Annotated in this window: 28 protein-coding genes; 3 read left to right on the forward strand and 25 right to left on the reverse strand. The window is 35.2% G+C overall.

Going from position 1 to position 25,682, the window contains the following annotated elements:
- The first annotated feature begins 179 nt into the window (after window positions 1–179).
- Window positions 180–1,061: an NAD(P)-dependent oxidoreductase gene (locus P177_RS09760; protein WP_036154309.1), complete on the forward strand. Its 882-nt coding sequence runs from the start codon at window positions 180–182 to the stop codon at window positions 1,059–1,061.
- A 413-nt stretch (window positions 1,062–1,474) separates the two neighbouring features.
- Here the strand turns inward: P177_RS09760 and P177_RS09765 are convergent, their stop codons facing one another.
- A complete protein-coding gene (locus P177_RS09765; RefSeq protein WP_036154311.1) occupies window positions 1,475–1,999 on the reverse strand; it encodes a hypothetical protein in 525 nt (174 codons plus the stop codon).
- Window positions 2,000–2,196: 197 nt separating this feature from the next.
- Window positions 2,197–3,390 carry a TlpA family protein disulfide reductase gene (locus P177_RS19410; protein WP_051941790.1) on the reverse strand — a complete coding sequence of 398 codons (1,194 nt, stop codon included), beginning with the start codon at window positions 3,388–3,390 and terminating at the stop codon, window positions 2,197–2,199.
- 231 nt (window positions 3,391–3,621) lie between these two features.
- On the opposite strand from P177_RS19410, the gene P177_RS19415 reads away from it, so the two are divergent.
- On the forward strand, window positions 3,622–5,238 hold the full coding sequence (locus P177_RS19415; RefSeq protein ID WP_051941791.1) for a DUF5018 domain-containing protein: 1,617 nt from the start codon (window positions 3,622–3,624) through the stop codon (window positions 5,236–5,238).
- Between the two features lie 125 nt (window positions 5,239–5,363).
- On the opposite strand, the gene P177_RS19420 is transcribed toward P177_RS19415, so the two are convergent.
- The 4 genes from P177_RS19420 to P177_RS09795 form a co-directional block, all read right to left on the reverse strand.
- Window positions 5,364–5,576, reverse strand: a complete 213-nt coding sequence (locus tag P177_RS19420) for a Rossmann-fold NAD(P)-binding domain-containing protein (protein ID WP_209435185.1) — start codon at window positions 5,574–5,576, stop codon at window positions 5,364–5,366.
- Between the two features lie 179 nt (window positions 5,577–5,755).
- A complete protein-coding gene (locus tag P177_RS09785) occupies window positions 5,756–6,412 on the reverse strand; it encodes a suppressor of fused domain protein (RefSeq protein ID WP_036154314.1) in 657 nt (218 codons plus the stop codon).
- A gap of 74 nt (window positions 6,413–6,486) precedes the next feature.
- On the reverse strand, window positions 6,487–7,317 hold the full coding sequence (locus P177_RS09790; protein ID WP_036154315.1) for a hypothetical protein: 831 nt from the start codon (window positions 7,315–7,317) through the stop codon (window positions 6,487–6,489).
- Window positions 7,318–7,386: 69 nt separating this feature from the next.
- The gene (locus P177_RS09795) at window positions 7,387–7,674 is read right to left on the reverse strand and encodes a hypothetical protein (protein WP_036154317.1); all 288 of its coding nucleotides are present in this window, start codon (window positions 7,672–7,674) and stop codon (window positions 7,387–7,389) included.
- A gap of 133 nt (window positions 7,675–7,807) precedes the next feature.
- On the opposite strand from P177_RS09795, the gene P177_RS09800 reads away from it, so the two are divergent.
- Window positions 7,808–9,652 (forward strand): PLP-dependent aminotransferase family protein, encoded by a 1,845-nt coding sequence (locus tag P177_RS09800; protein WP_036154319.1) that lies wholly within the window; start codon window positions 7,808–7,810, stop codon window positions 9,650–9,652.
- A gap of 16 nt (window positions 9,653–9,668) precedes the next feature.
- Here the strand turns inward: P177_RS09800 and P177_RS09805 are convergent, their stop codons facing one another.
- The 19 genes from P177_RS09805 to P177_RS20355 form a co-directional block, all read right to left on the reverse strand.
- The gene (locus P177_RS09805) at window positions 9,669–10,649 is read right to left on the reverse strand and encodes a PLP-dependent cysteine synthase family protein (protein WP_036154321.1); all 981 of its coding nucleotides are present in this window, start codon (window positions 10,647–10,649) and stop codon (window positions 9,669–9,671) included.
- Window positions 10,650–10,759: 110 nt separating this feature from the next.
- Window positions 10,760–11,149 (reverse strand): RidA family protein, encoded by a 390-nt coding sequence (locus P177_RS09810; RefSeq protein WP_036154323.1) that lies wholly within the window; start codon window positions 11,147–11,149, stop codon window positions 10,760–10,762.
- Window positions 11,150–11,293: 144 nt separating this feature from the next.
- Window positions 11,294–11,857, reverse strand: a complete 564-nt coding sequence (locus tag P177_RS09815; RefSeq protein ID WP_036154324.1) for a Crp/Fnr family transcriptional regulator — start codon at window positions 11,855–11,857, stop codon at window positions 11,294–11,296.
- Between the two features lie 448 nt (window positions 11,858–12,305).
- The gene (locus P177_RS09820) at window positions 12,306–12,890 is read right to left on the reverse strand and encodes a hypothetical protein (protein ID WP_036154326.1); all 585 of its coding nucleotides are present in this window, start codon (window positions 12,888–12,890) and stop codon (window positions 12,306–12,308) included.
- A 125-nt stretch (window positions 12,891–13,015) separates the two neighbouring features.
- The gene (locus tag P177_RS09825; RefSeq protein ID WP_036154328.1) at window positions 13,016–13,588 is read right to left on the reverse strand and encodes a Crp/Fnr family transcriptional regulator; all 573 of its coding nucleotides are present in this window, start codon (window positions 13,586–13,588) and stop codon (window positions 13,016–13,018) included.
- A 124-nt stretch (window positions 13,589–13,712) separates the two neighbouring features.
- Window positions 13,713–14,537, reverse strand: coding sequence for a carboxypeptidase-like regulatory domain-containing protein (locus P177_RS09830; RefSeq protein WP_036154330.1), 825 nt, complete (start codon window positions 14,535–14,537; stop codon window positions 13,713–13,715).
- Window positions 14,538–14,724: 187 nt separating this feature from the next.
- Window positions 14,725–15,537: a bifunctional hydroxymethylpyrimidine kinase/phosphomethylpyrimidine kinase gene (thiD, locus tag P177_RS09835; RefSeq protein ID WP_036154332.1), complete on the reverse strand. Its 813-nt coding sequence runs from the start codon at window positions 15,535–15,537 to the stop codon at window positions 14,725–14,727.
- On the reverse strand, window positions 15,525–16,178 hold the full coding sequence (gene tenA / locus P177_RS09840; RefSeq protein ID WP_036154334.1) for a thiaminase II: 654 nt from the start codon (window positions 16,176–16,178) through the stop codon (window positions 15,525–15,527). The genes thiD and tenA overlap by 13 nt, the downstream gene beginning before the upstream one ends.
- Window positions 16,157–16,798: a thiamine phosphate synthase gene (thiE, locus tag P177_RS09845; protein ID WP_036154336.1), complete on the reverse strand. Its 642-nt coding sequence runs from the start codon at window positions 16,796–16,798 to the stop codon at window positions 16,157–16,159. The genes tenA and thiE overlap by 22 nt, the downstream gene beginning before the upstream one ends.
- Window positions 16,791–17,582: a hydroxyethylthiazole kinase gene (gene thiM, locus P177_RS09850; RefSeq protein ID WP_036154338.1), complete on the reverse strand. Its 792-nt coding sequence runs from the start codon at window positions 17,580–17,582 to the stop codon at window positions 16,791–16,793. The genes thiE and thiM overlap by 8 nt, the downstream gene beginning before the upstream one ends.
- 119 nt (window positions 17,583–17,701) lie before the next feature.
- Entirely contained in the window at window positions 17,702–18,802 is a 1,101-nt protein-coding gene (locus P177_RS09855) for a polysaccharide lyase family 7 protein (protein ID WP_036154340.1), read from the reverse strand.
- A 98-nt stretch (window positions 18,803–18,900) separates the two neighbouring features.
- Window positions 18,901–19,857 (reverse strand): NAD(P)-dependent alcohol dehydrogenase, encoded by a 957-nt coding sequence (locus P177_RS09860; protein WP_036154342.1) that lies wholly within the window; start codon window positions 19,855–19,857, stop codon window positions 18,901–18,903.
- A gap of 21 nt (window positions 19,858–19,878) precedes the next feature.
- Window positions 19,879–20,811 carry a carbon-nitrogen hydrolase family protein gene (locus P177_RS09865; RefSeq protein WP_036154344.1) on the reverse strand — a complete coding sequence of 311 codons (933 nt, stop codon included), beginning with the start codon at window positions 20,809–20,811 and terminating at the stop codon, window positions 19,879–19,881.
- Between the two features lie 34 nt (window positions 20,812–20,845).
- Entirely contained in the window at window positions 20,846–21,571 is a 726-nt protein-coding gene (locus P177_RS09870; RefSeq protein ID WP_036154346.1) for a siderophore-interacting protein, read from the reverse strand.
- Window positions 21,572–21,642: 71 nt separating this feature from the next.
- Window positions 21,643–22,494: an SDR family oxidoreductase gene (locus tag P177_RS09875; protein WP_036154348.1), complete on the reverse strand. Its 852-nt coding sequence runs from the start codon at window positions 22,492–22,494 to the stop codon at window positions 21,643–21,645.
- Window positions 22,495–22,580: 86 nt separating this feature from the next.
- Complete coding sequence (locus P177_RS09880) at window positions 22,581–23,207, reverse strand: ferric reductase-like transmembrane domain-containing protein (protein WP_036154350.1); 627 nt, start codon at window positions 23,205–23,207, stop codon at window positions 22,581–22,583.
- Between the two features lies 1 nt (window position 23,208).
- On the reverse strand, window positions 23,209–23,406 hold the full coding sequence (locus tag P177_RS09885) for a hypothetical protein (RefSeq protein WP_036154352.1): 198 nt from the start codon (window positions 23,404–23,406) through the stop codon (window positions 23,209–23,211).
- A 1-nt stretch (window position 23,407) separates the two neighbouring features.
- Window positions 23,408–24,031, reverse strand: coding sequence for an O-methyltransferase (locus P177_RS09890; protein ID WP_209435186.1), 624 nt, complete (start codon window positions 24,029–24,031; stop codon window positions 23,408–23,410).
- 172 nt (window positions 24,032–24,203) lie between these two features.
- Complete coding sequence (locus tag P177_RS20355; RefSeq protein ID WP_245233022.1) at window positions 24,204–25,658, reverse strand: nuclear transport factor 2 family protein; 1,455 nt, start codon at window positions 25,656–25,658, stop codon at window positions 24,204–24,206.
- Window positions 25,659–25,682: the final 24 nt, after the last annotated feature.

Below are 25,682 nucleotides of genomic sequence, written 5' to 3' on the forward strand. Positions count from 1 at the left end.
TTTCAATGCAAATGATAACTAAGTCTGTTCTTTCAATTACTGAAATTTAATTGTTTCCCAAGTTTATGAACAGATGGATTTAGGAGAAGAATAGAGGATAGTTGCTTAGTTTCTTTTTTAAACTAGTAAAATATGTTAACTAGCAGATTTAAATCTTTGTACTAAATAATTAAACAAATATGAAAAACCCTACTATCGGATTTATAGGACTCGGCCTAATGGGCGCCAACATGGTTGAGAACCTACAGAAAAGAGGTTTCCAACTAAATGTAATGGACCTTAACAAAGATGCAGTAGCAACTGTTATCGCTCGCGGTAATGCTAAAGAAGCTGCTTCTCCAAAAGAATTAGCTGAAAACAGCGACATTATAATGTTCTGTTTAACGACTTCTGCTGTTGTAGAAAAAATCGTTTATGGTGAAAATGGTATTCTTGAAGGTATTAAAGAAGGTACTGTTTTGATCGATTTTGGAACATCAATTCCTGCATCTACGCAAAAAATTGGTAAAGACCTTGCTGCAAAAGGCGCTGGTATGATTGATGCTCCACTTGGTCGTACACCGGCTCATGCAAAAGACGGATTGCTAAACATTATGGCTGCCGGTGATAAAGATACCTTTGAAAAGGTAAAACCTATATTAGATGTACAAGGAGAACATGTATTTCATTTAGGACCTCTAGGTGCTGGTCATACGACTAAGTTGATTAATAATTTTATGGGGATGACTACTGTTGTAGCTATGTCACAAGCTTTTGCAGCCGCTAAACTTGCTGGTGTAGACGGACAACAACTTTTTGATATTATGTCTTCTGGACCATCGAATTCACCGTTCATGAAATTTTGTAAAAACTACGCAGTAGACAATGTAAGTGATTTAGGTTTTTCTATCGCCAATGCGAATAAAGATCTTGGTTATTTTGTACAAATGATGGACGATCTTGGTACAGAATCTAAGGTTGCTTCTGCTACTTCTGCTAGCCTACAGGCTGCTTTTGATGAAGGTATGGCAAGTGCAAATGTCCCAGAAATCTTTGATTATTTCGTGAAGTTGAAGAAATAATCAATTAAGATTTTTTTAGTTGTGTGAAATAGTTCACACAACTGTCAAGCTAAGCTTGGTGCGAAAGCAGAGAAAATTTTTAGTTTTACTGTACGTACGAAGCTTAGCTTTTTTATTTAAAGCTCAATCTAGAGTTCTAACTGCTACAAAGTTTATTAGTAAATGGATAGAGGAGAAGAATAGGGGTTAGTTGGGGTTTCGTTATCGGTTCGGCTAAGCGTAGTGCGGAAGTAAGGAAACGTTGAATTTCCGTCTGCGCACGAAGCTAAAGCTTATTGTTTAGTTTTATTTTTTCTTGTCCAAAGCTAAATCCATAAGATTTAGCGACATTATAAATATATACAGACCTTTCGGTTTTGCCCTAAAGTCCGCATTACGTTTAGGTATTGTTGGCAACAGTTTTTTCCCGCAAGCTATTTTTTAACCCAAATGGTTTGAACCATTCTTTCGTTTATTTGAGTTATCTCTTGCAGATATTTTCGTTCTTCCTCATCTTCTTCTTTTTCAATATCTGGATATATATATCTACTTTTTAATTTACCGTTTGTTCCAATAATTGCTGTCCATTGTAAAGGCGAATTACTTATTTCAACTTGCGGAATCTCAACCATCGGTGCTTGCGCATAAATTGGTTGGATTTGATTAAATACGTGTCCATTCATTATGGTCAAGAATTCTCCATCAATCCAATGCTCCAAGTCAGGAATTTTATCTTCATTAAAATCTAATTGCCAGCCAATTCTAATACTTTCTCCTTTTTCGATATTTTCAATTAACGTTTTTAGAGAGCCTTCAGTTACTTTTCCATCAAAGTCCGTTTTGAGAAGGATTTGCGATTCTTGTCCGTACGCAAGTATTGAGCTTATTAGAAATCCAATTCCCAATATTATTCGGAAAACATTTTTTGTCCTTCCGTTTTGCTTTTCAAGTCCATTCATATTTGCTTAATTTTTGTATTAATTCTTGACTTTTTGAGAAATTTCAAAATTGTTGCCAACGGTGAGCTAAAGGGAGTTTCAATTCCTTTTAGCGGATGATAACGAAATTCGTTCTTTCAAAAATTGAAAGCAAGTACTTACAAAAGGAGTTGTAATCAAGTTATTAACGAAATAGTTAATTAGATTATAGTTTAAGCTTAATTTTCAATACTACTTTTCACCAAATCCATCAATTCTTCACCATGTATATTTTTAGCAATGACTACTCCGTTACTATCTAAAATGAAGTTCGCAGGAATGGTACGCACACGTATTTTCTTTAAAAAAGGAGCATCGTCTCCTTGTAAGTCAGATGATTGCAGCCAACGGTCGGCGCCATCGCGTTTTGCTGCGGCATTCCAGCTTCTTTCATCACTTTCTAAGGCATAGGCAATTATTTGTAAACCTTGGTCTTGGTCTTGGTATTCATCATAAAGGGGCGCAAGGACTTTTCTATTTTCTATTCTGCAAGGCGCACACCAAGATGCCCATAAGTCTACAATCGTCAATTTTTCTCCCAATACATCATTTAAAAGCACCGTGTCATTTGTCATCAAAGGAAATTGAATATTTGGAAATTCATCACCTGTCAATACCGGTAAATTTTTCGGTTCGCTTTCTTTACACAATTGCTGCACCCATGGGTGATCGGGTTGTGTTTTCTTCCATTTGGTGCATTGGTCTACTAAAAATTCCGGAACTCGTTCATAATCGTTTTCCGGGCTTACCCAACGTAAAGCAACAATCGCAGGTAATAATTGCGGAGTGCTTTCTGCAAATTCCATCAACGCTGTTTGGTATTGTAATACGGCATGTTCTTTTGCCATTAATTCATCGCCGTCTTCAACGTTCCAATGGGTATCGGCAAGATATGTTTGGTAAGCTTTTGCTTTGATATCTCTTACCTCTAACAAAGCGTTATTCAAATCTGAAGGATTTTCTATCGTAAAACTTTTTTGAAATTCATCAAACTGCGCTACGATTTGAAGCGGTTCTCCGAATTGCCAAACAATAGGCATATAGTTCGCCTTGTTAGGGTTATCTGTAATCAAATAATTGCCTGCTTTATTGGTAGGTTGCACGGCTAATTCTAATAAAACCGGTTCTTCTGTATTTGGTGGGTTGTGGAACTCAAAACTACCATCGGCATTTACAATGGCGGAGTCTATGACTTTCCCTAAATAAGAAGCTGCCACATGTTGTAAGTCCTCAGGTTGAATTAAGTAGATTTTAGTGTTTTCTTTTTCTAAACCTTCTAAGGTACCCGATATAGTTGGGCTTGTTTTGCAAGAGGTAAAGGGTAGTATTAAAAAAAGGAGGGCAGTAATTTTTTTAAAAATGTGAATTCTCATAGGTATTCATTTAAAACAATCAGCAAGCTTAACGAAGGTTTAATTTCTCAACAGTAACTTAAAACGAAGTTCGTTTTTTCAGATTTATTTAACATTGATTCCAATATAAATAGCTGTTATGAATTTACTGAGTGTTCAAAAGCTTTGCCTACTAATTTATAAAAGTTGTGCTTAGCAATAATTCACTACCAAATTCGTTTAATTTGGAACCGAAAATATTAAAAAATTATTATGAATAAAATACTGAAGTCCTTACTTGTTTTTTTGATTTTAATACCACTATCATGTGATAAAGACGATAACAATTCAGATGATGATACCTCAAAAAGCAATGAAAAATCTATTATCAGTTTTAGTTTTAGCAGTTCTGATAATGAATCATTGAGTGACAGTATTTTTGGACAAATAAATGAAGATGAAGGTGTTGTAAATCTATCGATTTCAAGCGGAATCGACATTTCTAATCTTGTACCCACTATTGAAATATCAGAATTAGCTACGATAAGCCCTGATGGTCCGCAAAATTTCAATTCACCAATGACGTATGTAGTAACTGCAGAAGACAACAGTACAAAAGAGTATAAGATTAATGTTTTGCTTGAACAAATCAATCTTGATTCAATGGAACCTACAAGTGGACCTAAAAATACTTTAGTAACTTTTACCGGTACAAATTTCGGGAATGATGTAGACTTGGTAAAAGTCTTTTTTGGAGATTTGGAAGCTGAAGTTCAATTGGTAAGTCAGACATCTATTACAGCTATTGTACCACCTAAATCATATTCAGGAAATGTCAAAATTTTAATTGGTGAACAAGAATTTAATGATTTCGTTTTTGATTATGAGATTTCTGATATTCAGGTTAGCATTGTTACTGGAACAGATGCAGGATATGCTGATGGAGATGCAAATATTTCACAGTTTTCTTACCCAAATGATATTTCTGTAGGTGCAGATGGCAACCTATATGTTACGGACACTGGAAATAATAGAATCAGGAAGGTTACATATGAATATGTAGATGATTTATTAGCTGGTATTTCTGTTAGTACTTTAGCTGGTAACGGGAATGATGGATTGGTAAACGGTAACGGGCAAAATGCAGAATTTGATGCGCCATTGGGTATAACTTCAGACAGTAATGGTACTGTTTATGTATCTGATTTTTTTAATAGTAGCATAAGAGTAATTACACCAAATGGAGAAGTTAGTACTTTAATTGATCAGAGCTCTTCTGAACTTATTGCAATTTATGGATCGGAAGCTACTTTTAATCCTGAAGGTATAACTATTGATGAAGATGGAAATTTATTCATTGTAGAAAGATCTAAACACAGTATTTTAAAAGTATCCAGTTCAGGTGATATTAGTATAATTGCTGGCGATGGTACTTCTGGATATTTAGATGGTGCCGGGTCAACTGCTAAATTTTCAAATCCTAAGGATATTGCAATTGACTCTAACGGAAATCTTTATGTAACCGACAGCGGTAATAATGTTGTTAGAAAAATTAATTCGGTTGGCGAAGTAAGTACGTTCGCAGGAAGTTCGACTTCAGGATTCTCAGATGGAATTGGTGTTAATGCTAGTTTTGAATTTCCTAGTGGAATAACTGTAGATGCTCAAGACAATCTTTATGTAGTAGATGTAGGAAACCACAGTGTTAGAAAAGTTAATATGTCGGGGGCTGTAACTACATTAGCGGGTAATGGTATGCCTGGGTTTGTTTCAGGAAGTGGAGACGAAGCACAATTTAGTCAACCAAGAGGTATCTCAATAGATATGAATGGTAATCTTTATGTTGTTGATTACGGTAATAGTAGTATTAGAATGATTACACAAGAATAGCTGTTGTAATTTAATAGGTTTCGGATTCTACTAAATTGGGTTTGAAAATTTCAATAACTCATGATAAATAATAGGGTAAATTGAATCTTGATTCAATTTGCCCTTACTTCAAAAATCACTACTATTTAGGCATCTACATAAAGTACTTGACCAGTAATGAATCCGTCTACTGAGCGTTCAAAAGCTTTACCTACCAATCTACCGGATACTGGCTCAAAACCAGGCATCATTTCGCCGTAAATATCCCAAGCTTCTTCTAAAAAAGTTGGGTTTATTAAGTTGATTCTTATCCCTCTTGGTATTTCAAAAGCAACACATTCTACAAACGCACCTGTCACTCCGCTGGCACATTGAACTAAACACTGAACAATGCCTACTAAATAATCTAACTTAGATGATACAGATTGCCACGTCGCGAAAGGCTCCTCGCAAAGACGTTTTTAATTTTACACTACCAACTACTACGGTGTACTGAGAACTGAAACTGCCTACCGAAAAATTTATATAATTACAGCGGTTACTCCCTTCCCAAATCTGTAATCAGCAACGGATTATCTTTCTTTAACTCATTAATCAGTTTTTCAACTTCAGTAGTTGTAGGGTTTGCTTTTAACCGTTCTACCTCATTTTCTGTAATGCCTACTAACTGCAAAAAAGCAACTTCTCCGTGTGGTGTTTTTATTGTACCTAGTTCTGGATCTAGGCCAAATACAAAACCGGTAATTTTTGTGTCGGTATTTAAACGAATAGGTCCGTTTGCGGGTATGAAATGATTTTCTTCAAACCATTTTCCGCTTTCAAAAACATAACGAGCTAGGTTATTCATGACCTGAATTGCCCAAATAGGCTCGTCTTTATCTTCTTTAAATGGCTTTAGTCTAAAGGTAAATTCAAATCCCCATTTACTAAACTCTTCATCTGTTTTATCTTCATTATAATATAATTCAGACATGCCATAACTTATCATATGTTTATGAGGTTCTTGGTTTGTTGCCTCATATATACTGGCTCCATCTATGGGGTCCGATCCGCCAATTGAATAATGAATACCACATAAAGGACCATAATGTTTAGGCTCAGTTTTACCATAGATTTTTTCCAATGAACTATCTATGGACAACCAGCCCACGGCATCTTCTTCTGTAAATTTCTTTTTGTACGTATCTTTATCCATTCATTATAATTTTAAAAAAAAACAGTCTCACAAATGATTTTATGAGACTATTGATAATACTATTTTATATAATTTTAAATGCTGTAAAGAGAACCATGTACTACTTTATAATTGTTGACATGAAATTCGTTTCTATCATTAAAAGCAATGAATGGTAGTAGTCCGTCAGAGCCTAAAGCCTTTCTAGGCAATTTATCATTTTGGTTATCTGAAAAGCCTATGGTGGCTACTCTAATATCATTTGAACTGACCTTTTTATTATCAAACTCAAAATTATAGGCATCTAACAAACTTTGATCTAGTTTAATATCGAAAGTAGAATCCGGATTATCTAAATCATAATACAGTTTAATCATTTGTTCAGATAAACCTTCTGGTAATTCATCTTCTTCCAAGTCTCTAAAGTTATTTAGGAGCGCACTTACCGCTTTTAAGAACAAAGGAGTATTCTTATGTTCTCCTTCTTCAACTAAAGCACAAACTAACATGCCATAGCCTACATCTTCATTAACTTCCCACAATTGTGGCGCACATTGTATAACGGTAGACAAAATAACCTCGCCCTGTTTTACTTTTTCTAACCACTTGTCTTTACCCATTAACGGTGCCGACATACTTTTTTTGAACAACTCAGCATTGATGTCAATTTTTGAATACATGTATGGCTTCAGTAAATTAACGTCGGTAGGATTCGGAATTTTACTTTTTTCCATCTCAACGTTTTCATACCTAATACGGTCTAAAAGCTGATTTTTATTTTCTCCTTTTTCGAATTTTTCAAGCAATTCTTTTACATCAAAGCCTTTACTTTCCATATCCTTAAGTTGTTCGTACGTGTAATCTTCCGTATCGAAACCGGTGTCAACTTTTCGCATTAAATTGATGAACATGTCTTTTAATCCCATTGGTAATCGTTTTTAGTTTAGGTTATATAAATTCTAGTTTACAAAAATTTATTTTTAATTTATGACATCTTATACTATCCATAGTAAGTACAGTAACAGTATTCCGAATGAAGTATAAATACTGCCCATTAATATGCCATACCATTTCTCACCCAATGAGTTATACCAGGCTCTTTGCTTACTGCTAGCGGGACTAACTACCCAAGAAAACCCTTTAACCTTATCTAACCGAAAAATATGGGCAAGACCGTAGAGCACAACCAAAACAGCTATAATAGTATAAATTACATCTTGATTAGAAAAGAAAGACGCTATAGATTGAAATAGATAAATCACCACTAAAATGAATAGCTTCATACTTCTGTTCTATTTGTTAAAACACAAAATTATTGGGGGTAGATTATATAAACGTCATTCACATAGAAATTGTATAATTTTCAATAAAGTTTTTTTAATTACGTAATTTTGAATAGTGAAAATGATGATAAGAATGGAGCTAAATAAAATACTAGAGTATATAAAGAATGTATTGGAGAATATGCCTTTTGATTGGTTGAACCTAACGACCCATCGATTGGATATTTATAAAGAAGAATTAGCGAAAGTTCAATTTTTAGACCAGTTTGAAATTTTAGCGAAGGAGCATAATGCAAACGCAACTGCACTAGAAAATTTACCTACGGCGTATGACTATATTCGATTAGGTCACCCGTTGTCTTGTGTTTTAGAATGGGCAATTGGACATATGAATAATCTTGAAGCAGAACGGGTAATAAGTTTTCAGTCAGAGACCATGCCTATTTTATCCATTTTAAGAACAAATTTGTTTAAGCAGAGCAATACGCTTATTGCCTACACGGGTGAATTCCCTAGTTCTTTTGATGCTGAAGTGTTACGGGCTGTTTATGGTTATACGTTTGATTTAAAGCAAGTTGATTCAGCTTCAACTTTAGAGGCTTTTGATGGTAGTGTCATTTTTGTATCTGAACAAGATGAGATTACCGCTGTGGACTTCAACCCGAATATAGATTTTTATATTAATCTTCATGGTGATTTAGGAAGTGTGCTTTTGGTGAACGGGAAGCAGAATACAACCTACATTTCAGATATTCAGCATGTGCGAAGAAGGGAAACCGTTGCTATGACTCCCGAAAATTGTTTTACAGCTCTACAATCTTTGGTGAATACATCTTCTTCTGATATTCAGAAATCAGATGCAGCAGAAAACAAGGCTGCCGTATTAGATGTCATACGAGAGGTGAGCGGTGCCAATACATTGCCATTGGTAGCTTCTAGCGGATTATCCATACAATACGCCATTATGATGGGCTTGGTACATCATGCATTGGAAGACCACAAGGGGAAGGCAATCAAAATCGTTGTTCCTCCAAATTGCTATGGTGGTACCAATGATCAGGCTAGGCGAGTTGCCGCCTGTAGCGATGCTATTGAAATAGTTGATTTACTTGTTGATGGTGATAATGATATGGTGCAAAGTATTGACATTGTGCTTGACAAAATTGCTAAAGAAGATGCCATACCCTTTATCATTGCCGAAATACCGACCAATCCCAGAGTTGAAGTTCCCGACCTTCAAAAACTAAGGGCGGTTTTAAGTGCAAAACGAAAAACGGATAGTGGGAGCGAGGCTATAGATCCCGTTTTCATTCTAGATCAGACGTTTTGCCCAAATGTTCATTTTTTAGGGAATGCCGATATACTTTCATCCGTCAGAACCATTTCTTTTGCAAGCGGATCTAAATTTCCAAGTGGCGGAAAATGTACGGCAGGTTATTGTATAGCGAATAAAAAGGCGGAGGCTTTAATCGAAAAAATAGAACTGCATTTAAGTCTTTGCGATAATGAAGCAACCGATTTGCAGTATGAAATTTTAGCAAAGCAAATGCCGTCTATGAACGAGAGAATTCATAAGGCTTATGAGAATACGCACGAATTTGTAAAGTTTATTTCAGAAACATTACCAGACGCTAAAATCAATTTTGTATCGGATGAATTGGCAGCCGAAGGATTTACACCATCGGTCTTTTCATTAGACCTACCTACAAAAGGAAATACCGCAGAAGAACGTGAAGCCTACAAACGGGAAATGAATCATAAATTGATCAACTTAATGATCACCAAGATACCAAATGAAAGTAAGTATTGTGTAAGCTACGGACAGTTACATGGTTGTTATTGGACCATACCGGCTACTTCTACACAAGGGACAACGAAAGAAGATGACAAGGATTATATTGCCCGTGTATCCCTTTCTCCAGATTTAGATTTGGAGCAGCATAAAAAGGTGTTCAAGCAGTTTGTGGACAGTATGTAACTGCTAATGAAAAAGGTTATTCTATATAGCCTTTTTCACGCATCCAATCATCATTGAACATTTTACCAATATAGCGACTACCGTGATCGTGAAACAATACCACAACGACATCATCTTTGGTAAAGTGTTCTTTTAACTGCAACACGCCTTTAATGGCAGAGCCGGCGGAGTTACCTAAAAACATGCCTTCTTCTTTTGCCAACCGTTGCGTGTATACCGCGCCGTCTTTATCGGTTACTTTGGTGAACCCGTCAATAATGTCAAAATCCACATTTTTTGGCAGAATGTCTTCACCAATACCTTCAGTTACATAAGGGTAGATTTCCTTTTCGTCAAAAATTCCCGTTTCGTGGTATTTCTTGAAAACACTACCATAGGTATCTACACCCCAAACTTTCACATTAGGATTCTGTTCTTTTAAATATTTTCCTACTCCAGATATGGTTCCGCCGGTTCCTACACCAACTACAAAATGAGTGATCTTACCATCGGTCTGCTTCCAAATTTCTGGTCCGGTGCTCTCGTAATGTGCTTGGGCATTACTTGGGTTGTCATACTGATTTACATACCAGCTATTCGGAATTTCCTTTGCCAATCGTTTAGAAACCGAATAGTAAGATCTTGGGTCTTCTGGTTCTACAGCTGTGGGGCAAACCACAACTTCTGCACCTACCGCCCTTAAAATATCGCACTTTTCTTTAGACTGTTTATCCGCCAGTACAAAAATACATTTGTAGCCTTTTACAATGGCAGCCAATGCCAGTCCCATTCCCGTATTTCCAGAAGTTCCTTCAATGATCGTTCCGCCTGGTTGTAACCTGCCATCAGCTTCTGCATCTTCGATCATCTTTAATGCCATACGATCCTTAACCGAGTTGCCAGGGTTAAAAGTCTCGTACTTAGCCAATACCAAACAAGGTAACTCTGCCGTAAGTGAATTAATTTTTACAAGGGGAGTGTTACCAATTGTACCAAGTATATTTTCTGCGTATTCCATAGCTGCTTTTAAAGTCGATCAAAGTTATAAAACTAGATCGACCAAAACAATTTTGTTGCAGATACATCAAAAAATAAGTATAGCTTTTCGTTTACCTATTATAGCAATTACTAGCGCACAACAGTTACTTCTAATTCTACTTTTAAGGTTTCAAATAGACTTTTAACTTCTAAAACGGTACTAGCCTGTTTTATCCCGTGCTTATTTACCCAGGCTTGAAAAATATCAAAAGAGGCAAAAAAATCATCTGATGAAGTGGTGTAGATATTTAATCGTACAATATTGTTGCATTGATACCCCGCCTCGTCAATGACTTTTTCTAAATTCAATATGGTGTCTATAAGTTGGCTTCTCATATCGCCATTACTTGATTTCCCGTCTACATCAATTGCCGTTTGCCCAGAAATATATAAAGTTCCTTCTGGTTTTATTACTTCTATTGCCTGAACATAACTTCTTTCATTCTGCCAATCCCAAGGGTTGATAATTCTTTTTTCCATTTGTTTCTTTTTTTTGCTAAAAATGATGACACGATAGTTTATTAATATGCCATGATGAATAGCTTTATTTTAAGCGACAAATATTTGAATAATGAAGTGGTTCTAGTGTGACAAACATCACAATTTTAAACGATGAAAACTCTTTTAAGAAGAAAGTCTACTAAGCGTCTCACGAGAAACACCTAAATAAGAAGCCAGAAGCGTTTTAGACACCCGTTGAAACAGAGTTGGATACTGTTTCAGTAATTGCTCATATCTCTCATTTGCACTTGAAGTTAGAAAAGATAAGATTCTATTTTGTGAAGCTATATGTCCTAAATTGGATTTTTGAAGGAAGAAACGCTCCATTTTAGGTAATTCGGTCGATAGTTTTTGATAATCGCTAAGACTAATAGCGAATACCACAGTGTTCTCTATACATTGTAATGACATTTTAGCTTTTGACTGCGTAAAATAAGCTGAAAAATCACTTTCCCACCAATCTTCCATTGCAAATGATACAATATGTTGTTTTCCGTCTTGGTCCATATAAATTAATTTTAAAAGACCGGTAACTACATAATAGCAGTAATTTACATCTTCTCCTTGTTGAATAAGAAAGTCATTTTTGTGATATTTCTCAAATTTAAAATGGGATAAAACAAAAGCAAATTCATCATCTGTAAGAGGAATTAATTTATCTATATGTTCTTTTAATTTCTCTTTCATCAATGATTATCTATATTATTGATATTTCAATGAATTTAATTTTAAAGTTTTTACAGGATTATTTAATAGCGTTTTGATAAACCAATACTAATTTCTTCATCATTCATTTTAATTCGGTTCCATCATTTTTAAACATTTCGATAATATATAGCTAGGCTGTTTCAATTGTTGATTTTTTAGTTGGCAATTTTTGTTTCAAAATCGCTTTTTTCTTTCAGAAAAAATACTAACTTTTTTTCTACTTTAATATTCTCAGCATCCTTTCTTGAAACATCAAAAGTCAATTCAGAATCTATTAATAGATTTTACTTGCTGTTGTAATTCTTAAGCTTTTCCTGATTGTTCGCTTAACATGAGCAATAAGATGATAATGTATGTTTTTCTTAATATTAGATTTAAATTTTTGGTAATTGAATTATTAATTTATGAGGATATGGTTTAATTACATCTATTCCCATTTAATATTCAAATTCTTGAATGTCGCACTTAATTTGTCTTTGTTATAACCGCTTCGAGTATAAAAGTCAATGATTAATGAAGCTAACATTGGGGTGCCTTCAACTATTTGCTCAAGTTCAATTGTAAATTTTGTAGGTACATCCTTTAAAACTTTATCAACCCTAGATAAACCTCCTATTTTTAATTTGTAGGACATAATACCATTCCCTTGAGGATCTGTGGCATATGCTTTTTGTCCTTGTACAGGTCTTACAGCACCTTTGTTTATTAGTATTCCATTAATATTCACCACTCCTGAATTTGAGTTACCAACAACTGAATTAATTTTAAGGATAACATCATTATCCTTGGTGGATATTTTAGAACTAATAAGGTTTAATGTTTCTTTATAATATTCTATATCTTTTTCTAATTTATCCATTTTTTCATTTTGGGAAACAATGATATTATCTTTGGTTGTTAACTCCTTTTTTAAATTGTCAACTTCTGACTTACAATCTGTATTATTTGATTGTGAATATCCGTTTACTAGAAATAATAAAACGAATCCAATGATTAATTGAGTGTTTTTCATAATGATTAGTTATTTGAACGGAAGATCGAAATTATATTTATAAACCGAGGATAAATCTTATGAAATTTGTAAGAACTTATTAACGAAACATTCAATAATCCGGCAATTAAAATAGGCGTTGTGAGTTAGAACTCCTTTTTAATATTGCTCAAAAATTCATGCGTAATACCCAAGTAGCTAGAGGTTTGCCTGTCTGTGAGTTTTGAAGCGATTTCTGGATATTTGGAGGTGAAGTGCTGGTACCTTTCTTTAGCTGTCAAACTTTGGATACGTACCAATCGTCTTTGCCAGGCAACTACAGATTTTTGGAACATAATGCGAAATAGTTTCTCCGCTGATGGTATTGCTTCGTATAATTTTTCTTTATCAGTTTGAGAAATGATCAACAACTCACTGTCCTCAAGTGCTTGAATATTAAGTTCAGATGGTTTGTTGTTCATGAAACTATCAATATCAATTACCCACCAATCTTTTGTAGCAAAAAATAGGGTATTCTCATTTCCCTTTTTATCCAATGTGAATGTTCTAAAACATCCATCTAGTACAAAGCCTTCAAACTTGCAAATTTCCCCTTGTTGCAATAAATACGCTTTTTTAGCTATGGACCGGGGTTGAAAGTAACGACACAATTCTTCTTCTTCGGCTTTCGAAAGTCGAACAATTTTATTGATATGTGCTATTAGTAAATCGTACTTCATTTTACGTACTTCTCGTAATGTACCGTATTGGTTTAAGATACTATTATAATCCGAAATAGTTATTTAAGTCCGTTATCATGACCTAAGTTTTTATATTGACAAATAAATACTAGTTATAGAAACTTTAGTACTTAACCGTACAGTTAAAACCAACGCCAATGGTACCTACTTTTTCCCATTCTGCCTGGCTAGTAGTTCTAACAATCATAGCGTGACCGAATAGTGAACCTGAAAAACCAATATCATCATCTTCATTTGGCGTTTCAATTAATTCTATAGTGCAGTAAATATCATCTTCAACATAAATTCTATATTTTTCTAGGTTCAAAGAGAAATCACCCTTCTCTACATCAATAGGGAAAATGATATTTTCATTTACTATTTTTTTATCTGGTAGTCCATTCTTAATGCTATAAATATTTAAACGATACTTTAAAGAAGTATTGGTGTTTGTTACTATATGAGTATTGAAGCTTTTAAGAAATGTTGGGTTGTGCTTAATATTGATCTTTGTACCAAGCTCATTACCTAATTCATTTACACTAAAGCTAAGTTTAAGAGATTTTGATCTAGCTTTATTCCCTAATACCTTTTCTTTTAACTCTCTGGCGGTAATGGTTACTTCGTTTAATTCAGTTACATCGGCAGTTAGTGGAAGTACAGCATTGACCTTCATTTTCTTGATAAAGTCAGATGCTACCAACGAAATTGTTTTATAACCTATTGATGATACTCTAATAGTATCTTTCATGAAATCGTCTTTTACCTCAAATTCAAACTTACCTGATTCATTTGAAACGGTACCCAAAGTCTGCTTTAGTATACCAATATTTACATACGGTATTGTTTCGTTGGTTTCACTGTCCACAACAGTACCTGAGACTACATTTTGTGAAAAAATTGAATATGTAAAAAGTAATATTGTAATCGTAAAAATAGATTTCTTCATTATGATTCTTGTAAAATTCAATGGAAGTTATAAGTAATTTTATACTCCGCCTTGTTCTATTTTATGTTAGTTAGTATGCTACTAAATATCAGTTACTTGTTATTAGTGCTTGATAACGAAATTCGTTATTTACATACATATGACCAAGTCTTTTCTTACATCATTTTTAATGATGATACTAGTTTAATTAAAACCCAAAATGATTGATAGGTCCGTTACCATTACCAAGAGTTTTATGCTGACCGGCAATGATGGCTTGGTTCACATAATTACAGCCATTTCTAATGGCAATTTCTATTGGCTCACCCAAACTTAAGAATGCAGCAATACTTGACGATAGGCTACAACCTGTACCGTGAATATTTTTTGTATTTACCTTTGGATTGGTTATTAAATTGACTTCTTTGGTTTCGTGATTGTAGCAAACATCTGTCATTACAATAGTTCCATTATCAATATGTCCGCCTTTTAGAAGGACTGAAGTTTGGTAACGCTCCCCAATTTTCTTTGCCATGGTTTCCATGTTATCACTAACTATTTTTTCGTCAATCAATAATTCTGCTTCAGGAATATTAGGAGTAATTAAATTGACGTTTGGCAGAAAATCCTTTAAACAGGCAATGGCATCGTCAGCAATTAACTTGTGACCCGAGGTACTAACCATTACAGGATCCAAGACGATATTCTTTGCCTTGTATTCACTTAATTTTCCCTGTACTGCCTTTATTACTTCGCATGAATGAAGCATACCTATTTTTATGGCTCCAAAATCAATATCACTTAAAACAGCATCCAGTTGTTTTTCCAAATGAGCAATGGGTATAGCGTGTATATCTGTTACACCTTGCGTATTCTGAGCCGTGGTGGCCGTTATTACCGTAGCGGCATAAGCTCCGCAGGCACTAATACTTTTAATATCTGCTTGTATACCGGCACAACCGCCGGAATCACTTCCGGCAATGCTCAATACACTTTTGTATGGTGTCTTTATATTTTCCATGCTTCTTTGGTATAGGCGCTATCCCAAAACATCCATTCTAATTTAGATGCTTTTACAAAGGAAGCTTTCATATTTTGTAATACTTCTTCCGAAGCGTTTGCGGCGTATTTATTCGTAATTGCCACGGCATTGTTTACCGAAGTGGCGAACTCTTCTCCACCATACGTATCTATCCAATCTTGATAGGGGTTATCGGCTTTGTTCGTCTGATTCGCTTGTATGTAATCTCCAATTTCTTTATAAATGGTAAAACAAGGCAGAACAGCTGCCAATGCTTCTTCTAATGAATGATTTGCCACTATGCGACTTAGATAACTTGTATATAGTTCGCAAGTAGGAGAGGGCTCGTGAGCCAACTGATTATCTTTTAGAAAAATTTGATGCAAGGCATTTTCTACATTGATAATTCCTGTGGCCGAATCTAGAAAAAACTGGGTATCATCGACATGCTCACATTTTACGCCAACAGTTGCTAATACCTTTTTATATTCCGCCAAATACATGGCATCTTGATTAATATAAAATTGAAAAATGTCTGTTGGTAGCGTTCCGTTCATCAGTTCTTTAATGAAGGATTGCTCTTTTATGGCTTCCAGAATATAATCTGTATTTTTTTTTGCTAGTTTGTACCAGTCTTGCATACTATTTCTTTAAGTTCTTTTGTTGCCGCTTCAGGATCTTCTGCTTTAGAAATAGCAGAAACTACTGCTATCCCGTCCGCGCCATTTTCAATTATTTCTTTAGTGTTGTTTTTGTGAATTCCGCCAATACAAACAATAGGCTTAGAATACAGTGCGCGAATTTCTTTAAGTCCTAATAAACCCAAAGGTCGTTCTAAATCAGTTGTCTTTGTATTTGTCGAAAAAATAGGGGAGATGCCAATATAATCTGCCGCCTGAGCATCCTGATGTTCGGCTTGCTTTTTGTTACTAACCGATAGTCCAATAATCTTACTATTACCCAATAATCTACGAGCAACATCATAAGGCATATCGGTTTGACCAATATGTACACCGTCCGCATCTATGGCAAGTGCAATATCTAATCGGTCATTGATGATCAATGGAATTCCATAGGTGCTACATAATTCTTTACACCGTAATGCACGTTGGTAAAACGTCAAGGTATCACAAATTTTCTCTCGTAATTGAATGATGGTGGCGCCACCTTTTAAAGCAGCTTTTAATATCGCAAAAAAGGAATTGTCATCTCTAATGCTATCATCGGTCACATACATTAAAGCATAATCTCCTTTAGGCATTTGTTTTCAATTTTGCTGCTAAAACCTCTGGAGTAATATCATATAAACTATCATAAAAATTCATTTGAAAACTCCCTGGTCCTGCACTTTTTTCATTAGCCATATCTCCTGCAACACCCATAATTGCCATTGCCGCTGTAGCTGCCAAATGAGCATTTTCTTCCACACCTAAACATGCACCCACCATGGCAGTTGCCGTGCAGCCCATACCAGTAATTTTAGCCATAAGCGGACTCCCATTTTCAATCTTACTAACGGTATTGCCAGTAATGATATAATCGGTTTCGCCACTAATTACAACCGTATTATTGAATTTCTTTGATAGTAGGGTGGCACCTTCAACAGCATCTTGCGTATCCATAGTACTATCTACACCTTTGGTTGAATTGGTCAACTTTGCCAAAGCCATAATCTCTGATGCATTACCACGAATTACATTAGGCGTAGCAGCGTTGAGAATCATTTGAGCAACTTCGGTTCTATATGCAGATGCACCAACGCCAACTGGATCAAATACAAACGGAGTATTTGTTGCCTTTGCTTGCTCAGCAGCAATAAGCATACTTTCTACCCATTTCTCACTCAATGTGCCCATATTGATAACTAAGGATGATGAAATAGTTACAATATCTGCAACTTCTTCTATAGCATGAGCCATAACAGGAGATGCCCCTACAGCTAACAATGCATTGGCGGTGTTATTCATTACAACATAATTGGTAATGTTATGTACTAACGGACCTTTAGTTTTTACTTGTTTTAATACGGATGAAATATTGCTCATTAAATAATTGTATTCGGTTATTTTATAGAACAACTAAGATCGTCATTTTCAAAAAAAATAGAACATAATACCGTATTACCTTTATGATAAGTTATTAACGAGATATTTTTTAGACTTCTTTAATCGTTTTTGGTAAAATAACCTTCATTTGAAACGGCAGCGTTACTAATGCTTATACTGGCTGTTTTGAACCAAACTTCTGCATAATTACCATCTGCATATTGCTTTTGAATATCGCCGCCATGGGTTTCTGCTCCTGAACACCAATTCATGTTTACGTCTGGAGATTTACCATTGGTTTGATTATACGCTCCTAACTTAAAGAAACAACCTTCGCCTGTGTAAGCTTCTTTTCGTTCCACACCATCTTGACCGATAGGAAAGAACAATTTTTTGGTTTGCTCTGGTATATTTGCTTTTGTAGAGTATTCCGATTCCAATAAATTTTTAGTGAACGTTTTGGTTTCATGTCCGTCACTCATAAACTTCAAGCTCATTATGCCATCTTTTACAACAACCTCATAACTGAATTCTTCGCCCAATGCAATGCCATCTACCGGTTCTGCCGGATAGGTATCTGCTGTTTCTCCAACTACGGAAAAGTCATTGCCCCAAACTGCCGATGAATAATCCCATCTACCTGCATTATCATCCCCAGCGGTATTGATTTCATAATGCCAGAATACAGAACCCTTTGTTTGTCCAGGGTATTTCTTGTAAAATATTTTTAATGGTTCGTTCTCAAATGCATCGGCACTGTGAATTTGCCCAACAACTACGGCATGTGTTGCTGCAACACGAGCATCACCTGTAGAAGATACATTCATAACTTTTAAAGTAGCCGTTAATTTATCGTCTGCCGTTTCTGGATACCACTTTTTAATTTGTGCCAACTCCGTTCTCGTATTATTAGAGGTGCCATGCGTATCACCACCATTGGGCGCTTTAAATACTACCCATTCTTCTCCATTTTCATTTTCAGTATAGAAGAAGTTCTTATTTTCAAAATCATTGGCAATACCAACATTTGACCCATCACCTAAAATCAATTTCCAATCATCGAAAAACGGAATTACGTCACTTGCGTAAACGGTTTTATCTGACTGGTTTTCTGCGGATGTATCTTCGGTTGAATCTGATGTTTTTTTAGTAGTATTCTTGCAACTAGTAAAAGAGAAGACTAATAGTAATGAAGCTAAGGCAATAGTATATTTTTTCATTTTGCTTATGGTATGAACCGATAAGATATGAATAGTTTAGGTGTTTTAAGAAGAATCTTGGAATAATCGTTTACCGCAAAGAGAAAGGGTTACAATATTTAAAGTGTATTATTCCAAACCATAACCACTTTACCTCGGGTTCGCATTTTCTCTATATGTGTAATTGCATCTGGTATTTGAGTATATGGATATATCTTTTCAATATGAACCTTAATCTTATTGTCTTTTACTAATGAGGCCAAAATTTCTAAATCTTGGGTGTTCGCTTCGGCTGTAAACTGGGTTAAAGGGAACTTACTAAATGCATTTTTAAAAAGAACAGAAACCATATGTCCCATAGTGGTAAAACCAACAATAACGCCTCTTTTACCCATTCTTTTATAGTCGGCATGTTTTAAGTTTCCGTGTGTATCTATAATTAAGTCGTAATTACCATTATGTTCATGAATGTTTACGTTATCATAGGCAATGACATTATCAGCGCCAATTGATTTGACGAAATCAACATTTTTGTTGGAGCAAATCGCAGTTACTTTAGCACCATAAATTTTTGCTATTTGAACTGCAAAATGACCAACGCCTCCTGATGCTCCATTGATCAATAGAGATTCTCCATTTTGTAACTTACCATGAGTAATTAATGCTTGGTAAGCGGTTTGTGCGGCAATAGGAATACTTGCCATTACCGGGAAATCTATATACTCTGGTATTTTTGCGCAAACGCTACTTTTTACGCTTAGGCATTCTGCAAAAGCACCACCTTCTATTGATTCTCCAAACACTTTATCGCCAATATTAAAAGCTGTTACATTAGAGCCTACTTCTTCAACAATACCTGCAAAATCAGCACCCAAAATGGGCTCTTTGGGTTTAAAGAGTCCGAATGACAACCGCGCAAAAAAGGGTTTTCCACGAAGAATATGCCAATCTGCTGGATTCGCCGAATTTGCCATTACTTTTACCAAAATGTGATTATCCTTAACTACAGGTCTGGCAACTTCTTCTAGTTGTAGTACTTCTGGATCGCCATATATTCTTTTAGTAAAAGCTTTCATCTTTTTGAAAATCTTGTATGCTTAAGTTAATCCTTTTTCGACTTTCATATTTGGTTGATTTACAGCATTAAATTCGAAAATATCGTTACGTGAATAATGCCCGATGACATCAAAATCTAACTTTGCATGTACTATTTCATCTAAATTTATCTCTGCAATTAACGCTCCTGCTTCATCAAACAAAGGACCTGCAATGATTTTACCTAACGGAGAAACGATTACACTACCACCGCGACATAAATTTTCAGGTTCATTTGTAACCAAATGCTGATATTCTTTTGGATACATGGACTTTGTATAATACTGATTACAGCCCAAAACGAAGCATCTGCCTTCTAATGCAATATGTTTCATGGTAGATGTCCATTCCTCTCGGGAGTCTGCCGTAGGTGCTATATAAATTTCTACACCCTTTTTATACATCGACATTCTCGCTAACGGCATGTAATTTTCCCAGCAAATGAGTCCGCCAAGCTTTCCTATTTTTGTGTTAAAACTTACCAAGGATTTCCCATCATCTTCACTCCAGATAATACGTTCGCTGCCTGTAGGTTTTATTTTTCGGTGAACACCTAAAAAGCCGTCAGTAGGGGAGATGTACAGCATGGAGCAATATAGACTACCATTGTTAGATTGCTTTTCTGTAATGCCAATCACCAAATAAACCTTCTCGGTTTTGGCTAGCTTCACTAGTCTTTGCAACTCTTTACCTTCTAAATCTAAGCTGTTGTTATGGTAGTCAGCATATAGCTTCCTGCCTTTGTCAGTTCTACTGCCCACAACGGCACCAAAAGAAAACCCTCTTGGATAGCCAGGAATGAAGGATTCTGGAAAAACGATTAATTCGCACCCTTGCTTGGCATAGGTTTTTACAAGGTTTTCTATTTTATCGATAGTTTTTTCTATGTCAAAGAAAACAGGACTATCTTGAATAAGGCAGACTTTTACTTTCATGGGTATGGCATATATACCCTGTAATATATGGCAATTATTCCAATCCCTTTTTCTCAGGATTCCAAAAAGGTTTGGTTTTTATTTGTTTGGCACTCCAGTTCAGCTCTTTTCTAAAGTAATTGGTCAATGCTACACAAACTCTACTATCACCCGCTATATATACCATTTTAATACCTTTCATCTCAGGTACGATACTTTTTAATGAATTTTTGATTTCAGAAGATGGGTTCTCATTCATTTTATGAAATTGAAACGGTGTAGTACCATCAATATCAGAAAAGAAGTCTTCATTTGTTTGACTGTAAATTAGGCTATTTATCTGTTTACTTTCAGGTAAATTTCGATTGATGATATACAAGTGTGATAGTGCAGACAAATCGCCGATCATTAGATAGCTATCTGCAGAATTATTGATTAAGAACTTACCTTTTTTCCATTTAAAATACACCGTATCATTAGGGGTACAGCTTTCTACCCATTTTGCACCAATACCTTGACTATGCGTTGCTATTGCCAAATCGATGGTGTTTTTTTCTTTATCGATATCCCAAACACTATAACTCCTAACTTTATCTTTCATAGAAATTTCATCTTGCCCAATACCCACGCCTAATCTTATAAAGTACCCTGGAACAAAATCATGCGAAGCAACGGCATCACTCTGAATCCGAATTTTATATACCGAATCTGACAGTTTTGTTTTTTCTATTATGGTTCCTTTTTCAAGGACTTTTTTTATGATGGTTTCAACTATTCCCATATGCTATTATTCAAAATTAAAAACAAAGTATAAGGTATTTAAAACACCATATACTTTGTCTTTGAATGTAATTAGTGATTGTTCTTAAACTCAGAAATCATCTCAAAAAGAGATTTTGGAGCTATACCAGTTGCTTTCTCATAATCTGAAGGCACATTATTAGCTCCGCTTTTTATACCCTCGTAAATGCCTGCAATTACCGTACCCATAAAATCACCTAATGCGGCTTTTCTATCTGCTGCATAACTATCAATTGTTACTGAATTATAGATCAAGTTAGTACCATACACCTTATTGATGTTTTCGGCCAACTCACTTTGTGTAACGGGTTCGCCAACTAGGTTATAAACATTGCCATTGTGTTTATCTTCAATGAGTAACTTGGCATACGCATAGCCCAATTCCTCTCTGCTGGTATAGGTACATTTTCCTTGACCCGCACAGTTCTCTATTCTTCCTTCTTTTACATAGGTATCTATATATTCCAAATCTGGTTCTATGTAAATTCCGTTTCTACCTATAACCCAATCGATTCCAGATGACTGTACATCTTTTTCTGTTTGTCTATTACTTTGTACGATAGGACTGAAGGCATTTTTATCATCATCGCCAACAATACTGGTATACACTATTTTTTGTACTCCATTTTGTTTTGCAGCTTCAATCACATTCCTGTGTTGCTGAATTCGTTTTTGAGGTTCATCCATGCCAGATACCAAAAGAACGGCATCTACACCCTGTAATGCTTCATTGAAATCTTCGCGGCTATTGTAGTCTCCTTTTCTGATTTCTACATCTAAATATGTAGCTTTCTTAGGAGTTCTGGCAATGCCAATGACATTTTCTTTTCCTATTAAATTGATAAGGTGCTTTACAATTGATGCTCCTAATTTTCCACTTGCCGATGTTACTGCTATTTTCATTTCATTTTATTTTTTACTCGTTAATTGAGATAATATTCCTAATCTCAGAACCAACTTTTTATTTTTTAAATAACTACTTAGCTTTCTTAAGTTGCTTGAGTTTTATTCTTCCTTCTGCTCATAATTTTTTCTTTTACTGAGGGAATTCTAATTATGAAACCAATACCCACGATTACCGCATAAATAATCCATGTTTTTTCTAAAATGGCTACGTGTAAAAGGCTAAGTATGATCGCTGCATATGCCCAACTTTGAAGCTTTTTCCATGTCCGTTTTAATTTTTTCATCCACTTTCTATTAGAAGTGAACAATAACGGAATCAATATTAAAACGGCTATGAAACCGGCTATATAATTGAACTGGGTAAAGGTTTCTGAAAAACCTTCTGCCCAGATAAATATGACAAAATGTAACAAACTCCATACTGCCGTAGCAATGCCCATAGCTTGTCTAACAAATAGATTATTATCACCAAATAAGATAAAGAAAGGGGTACAGGTCAATACAGCTGTCATCCATCTTATTGAAAATTCACCTGTGATATGATATAACATTTCTAAAGTTGACATGCCTTCTTTACCACCATTTTCAGCTAAAGTCAAAACAAAACCATTAGAAGTATCTATTTTAAACATATTGCTTAAAATAAACATTGGCAATATTGCAAGAATGGTTACAATGATCCAGCCATAATTTTTTTTCAAAAATGTCATATTATAATGCGGCTTTTAATTTGTTCAATTCTTTTTCCAAAGCTTCTGCTTTGTCCTTAAATTTTTGCATAGCCTTTTTCATTTGACCAATTTTTTTGAATGCCTCATCATCTTGTACTGCGGTGTACGTTGTTACACCATCTTTTTCTTTGAATTTCGACTTGCTGCCACATGTTGGGCAAATTTTTATATCACTCATACTATTTTGATTTAATTATGACCACTTTACCGTCATACTTTGGTGTTAAATGGTATTTGTTTGTTAGTTGTATCGCTTTTAAAAATCGTTTTGTATCGTGCATTTCTGCATTATCCACGTATACTATTGTTTTACTATGAAAATTAGGTTCTAGCATCTGAAAAAGGGATAGGTATAGATTTTTCCATCCATCAAGAAATAATAAATCTATAGGTTCTGAATACCCTTTTAATGTATTTATAGCATCGCCAATTCTCATTTCTATTAGGTGGTCAACACCTGCATTTTTAAAATTCTCAATGGCTTTTTTTGCTTTAGAATCTATGAGTTCGGTTGTAACAATAGTGCCATTTGTTTCTAGAATTCCCTCGGCTAAATACAAGGTAGATATACCGAATGAAGAACCAAATTCAACCACATTTTCCACTCCATTTTCTTTTATAAGTTTTACTACATCTTCTCCTTGCTTTTTTGAGATTGCCAGATAGGTATCCTTAAAATGTATTGGTTGAATAGTACCTAGAATGCTTTTGGTCAAAGCCTTCATTATTCTTATCTCATCAAATTTGGCATCTTCGAACAAATCTGCCAATGTAGTTGCTATTTGTTGGTGTGCTGCAATCATAATATTTGAACCTTTTAAAAGGAACAACCGAGTTACCGGCTATTCCTTTTCAATTAATTTTATTGGCACCGCCAAAGGGTATAATACCCCGAGACTTGCCTCGAATTTAAAAGTTTGTTTCCTTTGAATGCCTCATGGGATTGCCCTTAGGGATTTTACTCTCTAGAGCGGATTAGAATTTACCATTCTCGTTTTTCCATTCAGTTTTTGCAGGTATCGTAGCGATAACATCCCAGTGTTCTACTATTAACGCATCTTCTAATCTAAACAGATCATAGTAAGCGGTATGGTCACCTTTACCGAATTTGCCTTCACTAACACTTAACACAAAGTTACCTTGACCCAAAACCATATGTAGTTCATCATACTGCATTACCAATCCGTTTTCTGGAAAATATTTCATAGCTGCCCCAAAACCATCCAAACCATCTGCTACTGCAGGATTATGTTGAATGTATGTTGTTGGGTAAATGTAATTGGCTACTTTATCCATTTCATGATTTAAAAGCACGTTTTCTATAAAACCTCTAACTACGGCTTTATTCGCTTCTGTTTTATCTAAATCAGTCAAAGTAATTGCACCGTCAAATTGAGTTCTTCCACTTGGGTTTGGCTTTTGAACAGGTAATAGGTTGTCCCAGTGCTCAACGATTAATCCATCTTCGAAACGGAAAATATCAAATCCTGCCTTTGGTCCGAAGAAATCATATTCAGTGTGCGCAAACACATAATCCCCATCTTGAAAGGCACGTAAAACTTTTGCTTTAAATCCGCCTTCTGGGGCATGTTGCATTAATTCACCAAAACCTTGTAAGCCATCTGCTACACCTAAGTTGTGCTGAATGTATGTATTGGGATTAATGTAAGAAATAGGTGTTTGGTCACCTGTATTGAAGCTGTTCAATAAAGCTACTACTTTATCTTTATTCGACAATGCAACATTCTTCAAAGAAGAAAGCGATTGAAATCTGATCATATCTATGGTGGACTGATCCATCATCCCCATAAATTCTTTAGCTACCGCAGCGTTCATAAAATCATTGATTACTGCATCTGAATGCGCTTTTGTGTCCCAATACGCAACAGCAACTTGTTCTCCGGCTTCATTGACCCCAGTAATTCGTTGTAAAAATCCGGTTTGTTTTTCGCTGAATTCCGGTCCAACTCTGTCATTTACTGCATTAAAAGCTTCAACATTGGCACCTTCCTTTAATTTAAAGGTCATTACTTCTGTAAATGTGCTATTGGCTGCAGTAAATTCATCGGTTGTTTTAAAACGAGACATTTTCATTGTGGAACCATCGATCATACCCGCATAGTTGGCAACAGATTCATCTGACATAAATTTATTCATTGAAGCTTCAGCATCGGCAAGTGATTTCCAATATACCAATACCGCATATCTTCCTTGTTCGTCAACACCACTTTGACGTCTAATAAAACCAGGCTGCTTACTTGTAAAAGTTTCTTCTATTTCAGCATCAAGTTCATTAAACTCCAATTCGCTTACGGTTGTTTTGATATTGAAACTGGTTACCTCTAAAACAGTCTCAACTTTTTTTTCTGGACTGTTACAGCTAGCTATCGCCATTGCAAACAGACTAATTGCAATTAATTTTGATTTCATAATTTTCATTTTAGTTGATTTTAG

Source organism: Maribacter forsetii DSM 18668, from assembly GCF_000744105.1.
Classification (GTDB): domain Bacteria; phylum Bacteroidota; class Bacteroidia; order Flavobacteriales; family Flavobacteriaceae; genus Maribacter; species Maribacter forsetii.

What these genes read in the sequence shown, in the direction of transcription:
- P177_RS09760 (WP_036154309.1), top strand. Translation starts at nt 180, where the DNA reads ATGAAAAACCCTACTATCGGATTTATAGGACTCGGCCTAATGGGCGCC.
- P177_RS09765 (WP_036154311.1), bottom strand. Translation starts at nt 1,999, where the DNA reads ATGAATGGACTTGAAAAGCAAAACGGAAGGACAAAAAATGTTTTCCGA.
- P177_RS19410 (WP_051941790.1), bottom strand. Translation starts at nt 3,390, where the DNA reads ATGAGAATTCACATTTTTAAAAAAATTACTGCCCTCCTTTTTTTAATA.
- P177_RS19415 (WP_051941791.1), top strand. Translation starts at nt 3,622, where the DNA reads ATGAATAAAATACTGAAGTCCTTACTTGTTTTTTTGATTTTAATACCA.
- P177_RS09785 (WP_036154314.1), bottom strand. Translation starts at nt 6,412, where the DNA reads ATGGATAAAGATACGTACAAAAAGAAATTTACAGAAGAAGATGCCGTG.
- P177_RS09790 (WP_036154315.1), bottom strand. Translation starts at nt 7,317, where the DNA reads ATGGGATTAAAAGACATGTTCATCAATTTAATGCGAAAAGTTGACACC.
- P177_RS09795 (WP_036154317.1), bottom strand. Translation starts at nt 7,674, where the DNA reads ATGAAGCTATTCATTTTAGTGGTGATTTATCTATTTCAATCTATAGCG.
- P177_RS09800 (WP_036154319.1), top strand. Translation starts at nt 7,808, where the DNA reads ATGGAGCTAAATAAAATACTAGAGTATATAAAGAATGTATTGGAGAAT.
- P177_RS09805 (WP_036154321.1), bottom strand. Translation starts at nt 10,649, where the DNA reads ATGGAATACGCAGAAAATATACTTGGTACAATTGGTAACACTCCCCTT.
- P177_RS09810 (WP_036154323.1), bottom strand. Translation starts at nt 11,149, where the DNA reads ATGGAAAAAAGAATTATCAACCCTTGGGATTGGCAGAATGAAAGAAGT.
- P177_RS09815 (WP_036154324.1), bottom strand. Translation starts at nt 11,857, where the DNA reads ATGAAAGAGAAATTAAAAGAACATATAGATAAATTAATTCCTCTTACA.
- P177_RS09820 (WP_036154326.1), bottom strand. Translation starts at nt 12,890, where the DNA reads ATGAAAAACACTCAATTAATCATTGGATTCGTTTTATTATTTCTAGTA.
- P177_RS09825 (WP_036154328.1), bottom strand. Translation starts at nt 13,588, where the DNA reads ATGAAGTACGATTTACTAATAGCACATATCAATAAAATTGTTCGACTT.
- P177_RS09830 (WP_036154330.1), bottom strand. Translation starts at nt 14,537, where the DNA reads ATGAAGAAATCTATTTTTACGATTACAATATTACTTTTTACATATTCA.
- thiD (WP_036154332.1), bottom strand. Translation starts at nt 15,537, where the DNA reads ATGGAAAATATAAAGACACCATACAAAAGTGTATTGAGCATTGCCGGA.
- tenA (WP_036154334.1), bottom strand. Translation starts at nt 16,178, where the DNA reads ATGCAAGACTGGTACAAACTAGCAAAAAAAAATACAGATTATATTCTG.
- thiE (WP_036154336.1), bottom strand. Translation starts at nt 16,798, where the DNA reads ATGCCTAAAGGAGATTATGCTTTAATGTATGTGACCGATGATAGCATT.
- thiM (WP_036154338.1), bottom strand. Translation starts at nt 17,582, where the DNA reads ATGAGCAATATTTCATCCGTATTAAAACAAGTAAAAACTAAAGGTCCG.
- P177_RS09855 (WP_036154340.1), bottom strand. Translation starts at nt 18,802, where the DNA reads ATGAAAAAATATACTATTGCCTTAGCTTCATTACTATTAGTCTTCTCT.
- P177_RS09860 (WP_036154342.1), bottom strand. Translation starts at nt 19,857, where the DNA reads ATGAAAGCTTTTACTAAAAGAATATATGGCGATCCAGAAGTACTACAA.
- P177_RS09865 (WP_036154344.1), bottom strand. Translation starts at nt 20,811, where the DNA reads ATGAAAGTAAAAGTCTGCCTTATTCAAGATAGTCCTGTTTTCTTTGAC.
- P177_RS09870 (WP_036154346.1), bottom strand. Translation starts at nt 21,571, where the DNA reads ATGGGAATAGTTGAAACCATCATAAAAAAAGTCCTTGAAAAAGGAACC.
- P177_RS09875 (WP_036154348.1), bottom strand. Translation starts at nt 22,494, where the DNA reads ATGAAAATAGCAGTAACATCGGCAAGTGGAAAATTAGGAGCATCAATT.
- P177_RS09880 (WP_036154350.1), bottom strand. Translation starts at nt 23,207, where the DNA reads ATGACATTTTTGAAAAAAAATTATGGCTGGATCATTGTAACCATTCTT.
- P177_RS09885 (WP_036154352.1), bottom strand. Translation starts at nt 23,406, where the DNA reads ATGAGTGATATAAAAATTTGCCCAACATGTGGCAGCAAGTCGAAATTC.
- P177_RS09890 (WP_209435186.1), bottom strand. Translation starts at nt 24,031, where the DNA reads ATGATTGCAGCACACCAACAAATAGCAACTACATTGGCAGATTTGTTC.
- P177_RS20355 (WP_245233022.1), bottom strand. Translation starts at nt 25,658, where the DNA reads ATGAAATCAAAATTAATTGCAATTAGTCTGTTTGCAATGGCGATAGCT.